Genomic DNA, 11,351 nt, shown 5'->3' with positions numbered 1-11,351 from the left:
TTTTAATTACTATGACAGACAAAAGCGTTGCCGACAAACCCACGCTGGTGCTTTTACATGGCTGGGGTGTAAATCAGGGCGTTTGGCAAAGCATCTGCCAGAACTTGCCTGCTACAACCACAGTGCTAACCCCCGACTTGCCGGGCTTTGGTAAAGCGCTACAGTTTCCACCGGCCTATACTCTGGATGCGGTATGTCAGCAGCTGGCCGCTCAGATCCCGGATGGCAGTGCTGTGTGTGGTTGGTCGTTGGGTGGTTTAGTCGCTCTGGCGTTAGCCCGGCGTTACCCGCACAAGGTACGACAACTGGCGCTGGTGGCGGCTTCGCCCTGTTTTTTGGCTCAGGCAGACTGGCCGGGCATGGCGCCCGCTGTGATGCAGCAATTTGGCCAGGCTTTAACCGCTAACCTGCAGCAAACTATTGAGCGCTTTTTAGCCATCCAGGCCATGGGCAGTGACAGTGCCAGGGCCGATACCAAAACGTTGAAACAGGCCATTATGGCTTACCCTCAGGCCCAGCCACAGGCGGTTGCTGCGGCATTGAACCTGCTACGTGACAGCGATTTACGCGCTGAGTTTGCTGCTTTAACGATACCATTGGCCGGCATTTTTGGCCGGCTCGACTCGTTAGTGCCGGTAAAAGTAGTGGAACAGCTACAGCAATTGCAGCCACGAGGCTGTTTTACCATATTGCCACATGCCTCGCATGCGCCCTTTATTTCGCATCCGGCAGCATTTTTAGCCTGGCTGCAGCACTGGCTAAGTCCTTCTGGTAGCAGTAATAATGCTGCTTAAAAGCATTTAGCCTAAAGCAAAGCTTCACAAAACGTGGTTTTTGGTTAATAATTAGCCAATATTTGCTAAGGTTAGCGGAGTTGTATTATGAACATTCAATCTGCATCGTATTCCGGTCTGCAGGGCTTACAGCGAGCCAGCGCCGGTGTGACCGAAGCTACGCTGGATATCAACCGTCAGACGCAGGCCAGCCAGCAAGCCCGGCAGGAACAGAGCCAGCAAAATGTGGCCCAGCAGAATGCTGTGCAGCAAAATGAAACCCAACAAGCTGTCGCAGCGGCAGATAACAGTGCGCAAACCCGTACGTTGCAGGCCCCGCCGCAGCCAGAGTTGACTGATAGCCTGGTACGGCTGAACTCTGAAGAACGTAATGCGCAGGCTAATGTCAGATCTATCCAGACCGCCGATCAGGTGCTGGGCTCTGTGATTGATATTCGCGTTTAAACGCTATGCTGGTATCAAATTATCCTAATGTCAGTATTAACACTGCTAACCCGCCAACAGAGATGGCGCGGCGCGATGCGCTGCGTCGCGATTTATTTGAACCGGTAAAAGAAAGCAGTGCCAGTGGTGCAGAAAAGCCAATACTAACAGACGATAAAAGCCGTTCAGCAGCTGCTGCTAACGGTTCAGTGCAGTTATACAATGCCAATGGTAAAGAAACAGAAACGCCGCAGGCAATTGAAGGCCGTGGTGAACAGGGTTCGGATAAGCAAGACGGTGAACAGGGCCAGCGCGAACAGCAGGGCGAACCTCAGTCAAATAGGCGGCAGCAGCAGGCAGAGCAGCTGGAGCAACAGGAAATCCGTGAGCTTAGCGCCCGTGATTTGGAAGTGAAAGCCCATGAACAAGCCCATGCGGCTATAGGCGGCCGCTATGCCGGCGCGCCCAGTTACTCATATGAACGTGGGCCGGATGGTAAACAGTATGCCGTTGCCGGCGAAGTACAAATCGATATTGCGCCGGTAGCCGGCGATCCTCAGGCGACAGTGCAAAAAATGCAGCAGGTACGGGCTGCCGCTTTAGCACCAGCCGAACCGTCAGCCGCCGACCGTCGTATTGCCGGTGAAGCGCTGCAACGGCAAATGCAGGCACAGGCAGAGCTGGTACAGCAAACCTCCGGGCCAGACACAGCAAATAAAACTGCAACCCAAGCTAGCGCAGATAGTGATGCGACGGCCGACAGTAATAACAACGACGGTTTTGCCGGGCAAGTTGCACAAACTGAGATAAGCTACAGGGTGGCAGACGACACTGCCAGTACTACCCCAGTCTACCCGCAACGCGATACGCTGGCTGAAACAATGCAAATGCAGCTACGTCGCAGCGTTATTGCAGGGTTTTACCAAAAATCTACTGTGCCTCAGGTCAAACAGTACCTGCAGCAGATCTGACCTTTTAAGCCGATCACAGCAATTCCCTCCATCTATCATAACGTTTTGAATTAAAACGAATAGATTCACAATAGATACTAAAACGGCCAAAAAAAGTGTTCTAAGCTGCCGCGTCAGATTGTTCAGTCTGCCCGCTTACCTCATGCTGCAACTATCAGCAACAGGCAGCATTGTCTATTGCACACCAGAATTCTGCTTATAACACAGGAAACAGCTATGCTCCGCCAGATGCTCAGCGCTACGATGCTTTACGCTGCTTTATTTTATGCTTCATGCTCAACCGGCACCGAGTCGGAACATGCCATCACCCAGTCACAGAACCAGACGTCACAACAGATAGCCCGGCAACCTGATCTGGACGACGGGCCCTATGCGTTTTTTCATGCCGATCAGCAGCAGTTGGAAGTAAAGTGGCTGTGCCAGCAGCAACTTATTGAAAAAACGCAGTTAATAGAAGATGCAATTGCACCGGTTTGTGCCTACCCGCGCCAGATACATGTAAGGCCGCAGCAGCATTTACCTGAGCCGACATTGCGTTATAGCACCGATAAACTGGCGGTGATAAGTGATATACACGGCCAGCAACATATTATGGTTGGTCTGCTAAAAGCCAATGCGGTGGTAGACACAGCGCTGAACTGGTCTTTTGGCAACGGCCATCTGGTGGTGGTGGGCGATGTGATGGACCGTGGCGACAAAGTGACGGAAATTCTCTGGTGGTTGTATCAGTTGGAACAACAGGCTCAGGCTGCCGGTGGCAAAGTACATTTACTGCTGGGCAACCACGAAACCATGGTGTTGTACAATGACTTGCGTTACATCAACACCAAGTACCAGCAGGTGGCAACCCAACTGGGTACTGACTACAGTGGGTTGTTCAGCGAAAACTCAGTGCTGGGGCAGTGGTTGCGCAGCCGTCCGGTGTTAGCTCAGGTAAATGATATGTTGTTTGTTCATGGCGGCCTGCATCCGGATTATCTGGCGTTGGGTATGTCGGTTGCCGAAGTAAACGAACAATTCCGGCAATCACTTGGCATTGCACGCGACCAGCTTAAAGGCGTGCCGGTGCTGAATTTCCTTTATGGGTCACTCGGCCCTTTATGGTATCGCGGTTACTTTCGTCAGGAAAACGCCATTACCGAACCACTGTTGCAGCGGCTGCTAAGCACGTTAAATGTGCAACGTATTGTCGTCGGCCATACCTCCATGGATGGCGTGTACTCGCATTATGCTGGCCGGGTGATTTCTGTCGACAGCAACATTAAACAAGGCAAAAGCGGCGAAATATTGCTGTGGCAAAATGGCGAGTTGCGACGTGGCACCTTGTCCGGCCAACAGTTACCTATGCGTACCCTGGCGGAGCAAAGCAGCAAGGCCGAATAATGTTGTGACACTAGCGTGATCTTGCCACAGTATTCGTCAAGCAAGTATTAGTTAACTAATTGATTTTAAATAAATAGATATTAAATAGAGTTATAACTGGTTAAAAATGGAGCTGGCAGTCATTGCATTGACATGCAGCTCAGCGATAAACCTGCTGTCAGTAAACTGGCCGTTTGCCTTAAAGCCGGTTTAACAAGCTGATGGCAAATCAGCAAAACTGACGAACTAGCATAAATTCAGTGACAAGAACTCAGGAATAACAACATGAGCAAAAAAACAGCAGTGGCGCTGGCCATTAAAACAGCAATGCTGGCAGGGTTAGTCAGCAATGCAGCTTTCAGTGCTGCTGGTTATGCACAAGAAAGTCCTTTAGCGCAAAGTGGAGCAGAGAAAGTCGAGCGGATTGAAGTAACCGGCTCGCGCATTAAGCGCACCGATCTGGAAGGCGTGGCCCCGGTTACGGTGTTTAGCGCAGATGATATTGAACGCAGCGGCTTTACCAGTGTAGAAGAAATCCTGCAGGCCTCAGTAGCCAATGCCGGCCGCACCATTGAAGGTAATGAAAGCAGCTGGACCCAGGGTGCCAGTACCATTAACCTGCGCGGTATGGGCGCAAACCGTACCCTGGTACTGATTAATGGCAAGCGGGTGCCGCAATATCCGGCTGCAACCGGCGGTACTACTAACTTTGTTAATACGTCAACTTTCCCAACCAGTGCAGTAGAGCGGGTTGAAATTTTAACCGGCGGCGCATCGGCGATTTACGGCTCAGACGCCGTAGGTGGTGTAGTTAATATTATTCTGAAAAAGTCGTATGACGGTTCGGCGCTGGACCTACGCTTTGAAAACCCGCAGCACGGTGGTGCAGACCGGCAAAGAGCCACCCTGACCAGCGGTTTTGAAACTGCACTTGGCCAGACAGTACTGGTACTGGAATATGCCAACGATGAAATTCTGCGAGCCGGCCAGCGTGATATGACTAAAGTAGGTGGGCCGGATGGTACCGACACTTACAGTTCTACTTCGGCTTATCTGCGTGATTACGACAAAACCTTCCACAATGTCGGCGTATCCGGTTCAAGCGCCAGCTACATTATGGCCAACCAGCAGCAATGTACCGATTTGTTTGGTAAAAATGGTATCTGGAATGACGCCGAAAGCCGCTATAAATGCCGCTATGATACGGTGTCAGATGACGGTCTGCACACCGGTAAGGAAGAATTTAACCTGGTATTAAGCCAGCACGGTGACCTATCTAATGACTGGCAATACAGCCTGTTGCTGCAAACCAGCGATAAAACCACGCAGCGCGGTAACGGTCAGAAAGGTATAAGCCCTTACATTTACATGGATGCGGATAACCCTGGCAGCTACAGCTACGACGCCGCCGATTTTGCCCGCAGCAAAGAGTTTCGTCTGTACCGGCGGTTAGATGACTACGGTCAAATTCGCGATTACACCGGCAAAGAAAAGAACTTTAACGGCTCTGTTGGTGTTAGCGGCACTGTCGGTGAGTACGAACTGGAGCTGAACTGGGCCTATGGCAAAAGTTCGTTCGATCGTATTGGCCGCAATCAAATTCGGGCAGACCGCTTGCTTGACGTAGTAAGTTTTAACCCGGCAGACTCGGCTAACCCGGAAAAATGGTATCCGCTGGATAAAATGACGCCGGATCAGGTAAGTTATCTGTATGCCGAAACGCTGACTTTTGCCGATTCCGGCATGAACCAGTTTTCTGCGGTGTTAACCGGTGACATTATGGATTTGCCAGCCGGGCCATTACAGTTTGCCGCATCGGCAGAGTGGGCACGTGACTGGTATTCAGATGAGAAGGACGCCGATACAACAAATGGTAATCTGATAGGTCAGGGCGGTACTCAGGGCCGTGGCTCGCGCAAGCGTTATGCCGCAGCTGGCGAGTTGGCTATTCCGTTGTTAGAAAAGACCTCAGACTGGGGCGGGTTGGATGCCAGTGTCGCACTGCGTTACGACCACTATGACGATAAATCAAATGTCGGTGGTGCTGTGACGCCGCAAGCTGGTCTGGTGTACCGGCCAAATGACAGCTGGTTAGTGCGTGCTAATATGGGCCGTAGTTTCCGGGCGCCGGATTTGCACCGTATGTATGCTGGTGTTAGCCGTTCTTTCGGTGAAACCAGTCAGCGGGTAGACCCAAATCATCCGATTGATATAGATGACAGCTATCAGTCTATCAGTGCCGGTAATATTGACCTGACCGAGGAGAAGGGCAAGTTCTGGAACTTAGGTGTGGTAGCACAACTGAGCGACAACCTTAGCGCCAGTGTCGATTTTTGGAACATTGAATTGCGTGGTGCGGTTTATACGGAGAGCGTCAGCCGAATTCTGGATAACCCGGCGTATGACAGAACCGGCACCGCCGACAACTGCTTTGATCTGGATTCGCTGGGTTACATAATGCAACAACCTGCTGGCCAGGAATATAAAGATGTACTCTGTGTGCGTCGCGGTATTATCAACAGCTCTTATGAATCATCACGCGGTATTGATGCGCAGGTTAGCTACAACATCGACCTGGATACGCTCGGTAGTTTGAAACTGACGGCCGAAAGCTCTTACACGCTGAAAAAAGACTATCAGGCCTTTGCCGGTGGTGAGCTGATTGAAGAGACGGAAGTCGATTACCTGCCAAAATGGAAAGGTAACCTGGCAGCGCGCTGGAACTGGGGTGACTTTAGCATGAACCTGGCATGGTACTACCTGGGAACCGGTGAAGGCCGCGACACCTGGGAGCTGGTAGATGCTGATGGCGAAGACTATGAAGACAGCGTTTACAGCAAGCTGGCACCGTTTAAACGCATTAACCTCAATACCAGTTACCGCTTTAACAGCAGTAATAAACTGACGCTGGGAGTAAACAACCTGGCGGATGAAAAACCGCCGGTTTATGTACCTGGCCACCCGGAACGTAACGAGCACCCGTATTACCCAACCAGCAATGGTTATAACATACTGGGCCGCACCTTCTACGCCAGTTATGAACTGCGGTTTTAACCGTTAGCTAATGCTTTTACTCAAGCCCCGGTAACGGGGCTTTATTGTTTTTGCTGGTTTGGTCCTGCACCAAGGGCTTTGCATAAAACGCCGCTGCAGTGTTAACAATTGCCGCGGCCTTGCTGGCTATTGTGGTAATATTCTGGCGTTAGCTTTAACAGAAAAACCTGTATTGGGAAAACATGACAACGCAGCACTCTTTTTATCTGGCTGAACTGTTTGTTAATCCGGCCGAACTTAGCATTCATACGCCTGCTGGTCAGGTGGTGTCGTTGCAACAAAAGCCAATGGATGTGCTGGTGTTTCTGGCGCAGCAGTATCCGGCTCTGGTTAGCCGGCAACAGCTGATCGACAATGTCTGGGGCGGCAATGTTTATGTTGGTGAAAAAGCGCTGACCAATGCCATCTGGCAGTTGCGTAATGTATTGCAGCAACTGGCGCAGATGGATCTTATTTGTACCGTCAGAAAAAAAGGTTACCGGCTGGCTGTCGCGCCGGTACCGTCGGCACTAAGTGATGACGCTAATCCGCCTAAACACCCGCAACCTGTTAAAAGGGTTATGCCAGTTACCCGCCGGCTGCTTTATCTGTTTGCCGCCATTTTGTTACTGGCTTGTGGTGCATTGCTGTTTTATTACCCGGCTGCGGCACCTGTTGCTACTGAAGTAACAGTGCTGACCAACGGCAATGGCCGCGCCATGTTTCCGTCGTTATCGGCGGATGAACGTTATCTGGTATTTAGCTGGCGTAAATTTGAAGCCGCCAGTGATTTATACAGCCTGGACTTAACCGAACCTGATAAACCAGCACGGCAGTTAACCTTTACGCCAGATGACGAAAGCCGGCCATTATGGGCGAAAGACGGCCGCCATGTTTATTATTCCAGTAAAACAGCGGTATATGGCGAGTGCAACATTATGCAACTCGATACGGTCACACTGCACAGCCAAAAACTGGCAAACTGCAACCGCCACAGTACAGGCTATATGGATATCACACCGGATGGCCGCTATTTGGCATTCAGTGGCTCAATGAATACTGATGGCAGCAGTTTATATCAGCTGGATTTACAGAATCCGGAAGCTAAGCCGCAAGCGGTACCCTGCACGCAAAATTGCCAGTACCTGATCCGGGATCTGGCGTTTTCGCCTGACGGCCGTTACCTGGCGGTAACCCGCCGTGCGCATCGCTTGTCGGAAGATATTTATCTGCACAACCTGGCAAGTGGCGAAGAACAAAAACTCACCCAGGGTGAAGAGGATATTCTCGGCCTGAGCTGGCATCCCGACAGCCAGCGTTTATTGTTTGGCGCCTTGCAACACGGTAAACGCCAGGGCTTTGTGTTAAATGTTGTCGAGGGGACTAGCGCATCATTGCAGTTAGATAATTTTGCCTGGCCCAGCCGTGTAGCCAGCAATGGCGAAGTGTATTTTCATAATAGTAAGAGTGTGCCGCAATTGGCGTATTTGCCGCTTAATAGCGCTGTCAGTGCGGCGGTATTTCCGCTCACGGCGAATGAAGCCAGATATGAAGCGCCAAACTATAGCAAAACACGGCATGCGCTGGCTTATGTCAGTAATGAATCTGGCTACATGGAGATATGGCAGGCAGACGCCGAAATGGAAAACCGGCGCCAGCTTACTCAACTTCATGGCATGGTGAAGTACCCGCAATGGTCTAACAACGGCCGTTACATTGCCTTTGTTGGCCGTTTACCAACAGAAGAAGAAGACAAGCTAATGTTGTTGGAGGTACAGACCGGCAAGCTTACTCAGCTTAACACCGGTGTGCTTTGGCATGGCAGGCTAAGCTGGTGGTTTGATGATAGTGCGGTGATCTTTGCCTATGATGGCAACCTGTTTAGTGTCGACATTGCGACCAGTGCGGTAGAACAGCTAACACTAAAAGGCGGTGCCTGGGGGCAGATGCCAGCGGCTGAGCGTTTTTATTTCAGTAAAGGCCGCAACCGCGGTTTATGGCAATTGCTACCGGATGGCACAGAGCAGCAGCTACTGCCCGGCAGTGTGTTCAGCTCCAGAACCGCCTGGACAGTGGCAGGGCAAAGTATTTATTTTCTGCAGCAAAAGCCGGGGCAGTTACTGGTAAGCCGGTATGACACTGTCAGCGGCAAGGTCGAAGATCTGATTTTGCTGCCGCCTGATTTGCTGCATCCGCATAGCATAATGAGTTATGACGCTGAGCAGCAGCGGCTGATATTTGAACTGTCGGTGCATCCAAGCGCCGACTTGCAGCGCTTACAGCACCCGTTGTTGCAGTAAACCCCAGCGCTATACCGGTGGGGTGTTGGGCATTACTTTTTCAGTTTGGCAAAGGCTTCGGCAAAGGCATTACCCATAGCGGCATTGCTATCTGCCGGTTTGGCCGGGCGTGGCGCTGCCGCTTTGCTATGTTGCTGGCGTGGCGCGGCCTTATCCGCGGTTTTAGGCTGTGGTTGCTCGTCCATGCGCATCGTTAATGCGATACGCTTACGCTCAATGTCGACATCCAGTACTTTTACTTTCACTACATCGCCGGCTTTCACTACCTGATGCGGATCGCTGACAAACTTATCGGTTAGCGATGAAATGTGTACCAGACCATCCTGATGCACGCCAATATCGACAAAGGCACCAAAATTAGTCACATTGGTCACCACACCTTCTAATTGCATACCGGCTTTTAGATCTTTTAACGTCTCTACGCCGTCTTTAAAGCTGGCGGTTTTAAACTCCGGTCGCGGGTCGCGGCCAGGTTTATCCAGCTCCTTTAAAATATCGCTAATAGTGGGTACACCAAAGTGCTCATCGGCAAAGGCCTTAGCGTCAATGCCTTTTAAAAAGCTGCTGTTGCCGATAATTTGATCGACAGTTTTTTGATGCGAGGCAAGAATTTTTTCTACCAGCGGGTAGGCTTCCGGGTGCACACCTGATGCGTCTAACGGGTTGTTGCCATTATTAATGCGTAAAAAACCTGCCGCCTGTTCAAAGGCCTTAGGCCCTAAACGTGGTACTTTAAGCAGTTCTTTGCGCTCGTTAAAGCGGCCATGGCTGTCACGGTGAAACACAATATTTTGTGCCAGGGTTTTATTTAACCCGGCTACCCGGGCTAAAAGTGGCACTGAGGCAGTATTTAAATCTACGCCAACGGCGTTTACGCAGTCTTCTACCACGCCGTCCAGTGACTTGGTCAGCAGGCTTTGGTTAACATCGTGCTGATACTGGCCCACACCTATGGCTTTGGGCTCAATTTTTACCAGCTCGGCTAATGGGTCCTGCAGCCGGCGGCCGATAGATACGGCACCGCGCAGCGATACATCCAGATCGGGAAACTCCTGCGCCGCCAGCTCCGAGGCAGAATATACCGATGCGCCGGCTTCCGACACCATCACCTTTTGGATATTCAGACCCGTAACGGCTTTAATCACTTCGCCAGCCAGTTTGTCGGTTTCACGCGACGCCGTGCCATTACCTACAGCGATAAGCTCTACTTTATGTTGCTGACACAAGGCTGCCAGGGTGCGTACTGACTTGTCCCACATATTTTGCGGTGCATGCGGAAAAATCGTGGTTTGGCTAAGCAGCTTACCGGTTTCGTCTATAGCGGTAACTTTAACTCCGGTGCGCAGGCCCGGGTCCAGCGCCAAAGTAGTACGCATACCCGCTGGCGCCGACATCAGTAAGTCTTTTAAATTGCGGGCAAATACTTTAATGGCTTCTTCTTCCGCTTTTTCCCGCAGTTCGCCGAGTAAATCATTTTCCAGGCTCAGATGCAGTTTTACCTTCCATGTCCATTGTACGGCGGTGCGCAAAAAAGCGTCTGCCGGGCGGCCTTCGTCTTTAATATTAAAGTGGCTGGCAACCATTTGCTCGCACAGGCTGTGGGCGGTTTCTTCATTGGCATCCGGCACTAATTGCAGTTGCAAAATGCCTTCGTTGCGGCCGCGCAGCATCGCCAGCGCCCGGTGTGATGGCGTGTTTTTCCAGCTTTCGCTGTGGCCAAAGTAATCACGGAATTTAGCACCATCCTGCTCTTTACCTGCCACCACTGTGCTTTTTACCACAGCATGCTGGGCCAAATGCTGACGCAAACGGGCCAGCAGGTTGGCGTCTTCAGCAAAGCGTTCCATTAAAATATATTTGGCGCCATCTAATACCGCTTTTTCATCAGCAAAGCCGGCATCGGCATTAATGTAAGCGGTAGCTTCGGTTTGCGGATTAAGGCTTGGGTTTTGCTGCAGCGCATCGGCCAGCGGCAAAATACCCGCTTCAATAGCAATCTGGCCCTTGGTGCGGCGCTTGGCTTTGTAAGGCAGGTATAAATCTTCTAAGCGGGTTTTATTGTCAGCTGCCAGAATGTCATTTTTCAGCTCTGGCGTTAACTTACCTTGTTCGTCGATGGTTTTTAAAATCACCTGACGGCGCTCTTCCAGCTCACGCAGGTAAGTTAAGCGCTGCTCTAAATGCCTAAGCTGGGTATCGTCTAAGCCACCGGTGACTTCTTTACGATAACGGGCAATAAAAGGCACCGTAGCGCCTTCTTCCAATAAAGCGATAGTGGCTGCGACCTGTTCCGGGCGTGCCGCAATTTCTGCGGCAATTTGCTTAACAATGATAGACATAAACTAAAAATTCCTGCTGCAAAAGCCTGTTAAGGCCTACTACTCTGAAAGAAAACACAATACAGTAAGCTGATTGTCCACTTTCGGCAGCGAAAAATCCAATCCCCGGCGTTTTTAGTTGCTGTATAC

Annotated in this window: 7 protein-coding genes; 6 read left to right on the top strand and 1 reads right to left on the bottom strand. The window is 51.0% G+C overall.

The features are described 5' to 3' along the window. Positions 1 to 11 precede the first annotated feature (11 nt). The 6 genes from bioH to MN202_RS09080 all read left to right on the top strand — a co-directional run bounded on the left by bioH (position 12) and on the right by MN202_RS09080 (position 8,883). The gene (gene bioH, locus MN202_RS09105; RefSeq protein WP_335735793.1) at positions 12 to 794 is read left to right on the top strand and encodes a pimeloyl-ACP methyl ester esterase BioH; all 783 of its coding nucleotides are present in this window, start codon (positions 12 to 14) and stop codon (positions 792 to 794) included. Between the two features lie 87 nt (positions 795 to 881). Continuing rightward, positions 882 to 1,238 (top strand): excinuclease ATPase subunit, encoded by a 357-nt coding sequence (locus MN202_RS09100; protein ID WP_335735792.1) that lies wholly within the window; start codon positions 882 to 884, stop codon positions 1,236 to 1,238. A 5-nt stretch (positions 1,239 to 1,243) separates the two neighbouring features. Continuing rightward, positions 1,244 to 2,188 carry a putative metalloprotease CJM1_0395 family protein gene (locus MN202_RS09095; RefSeq protein ID WP_335735791.1) on the top strand — a complete coding sequence of 315 codons (945 nt, stop codon included), beginning with the start codon at positions 1,244 to 1,246 and terminating at the stop codon, positions 2,186 to 2,188. 216 nt (positions 2,189 to 2,404) lie between these two features. After that, positions 2,405 to 3,571, top strand: coding sequence for a metallophosphoesterase (locus MN202_RS09090; protein WP_335735790.1), 1,167 nt, complete (start codon positions 2,405 to 2,407; stop codon positions 3,569 to 3,571). Between the two features lie 264 nt (positions 3,572 to 3,835). Continuing rightward, entirely contained in the window at positions 3,836 to 6,604 is a 2,769-nt protein-coding gene (locus MN202_RS09085; protein ID WP_335735789.1) for a TonB-dependent receptor plug domain-containing protein, read from the top strand. 182 nt (positions 6,605 to 6,786) lie between these two features. Next, positions 6,787 to 8,883: a winged helix-turn-helix domain-containing protein gene (locus tag MN202_RS09080; protein ID WP_335735788.1), complete on the top strand. Its 2,097-nt coding sequence runs from the start codon at positions 6,787 to 6,789 to the stop codon at positions 8,881 to 8,883. 32 nt (positions 8,884 to 8,915) lie between these two features. Here MN202_RS09080 and MN202_RS09075 read toward each other — a convergent pair whose 3' ends face one another. Continuing rightward, on the bottom strand, positions 8,916 to 11,222 hold the full coding sequence (locus MN202_RS09075) for a Tex family protein (RefSeq protein ID WP_335735787.1): 2,307 nt from the start codon (positions 11,220 to 11,222) through the stop codon (positions 8,916 to 8,918). Positions 11,223 to 11,351: the final 129 nt, after the last annotated feature.

This window comes from Rheinheimera muenzenbergensis (assembly GCF_036984005.1).
Lineage (GTDB): Bacteria > Pseudomonadota > Gammaproteobacteria > Enterobacterales > Alteromonadaceae > Alishewanella > Alishewanella muenzenbergensis.
Note: the sequence above shows the minus strand (reverse complement) of the source record. Positions and strands in the feature narration are given on the sequence as shown.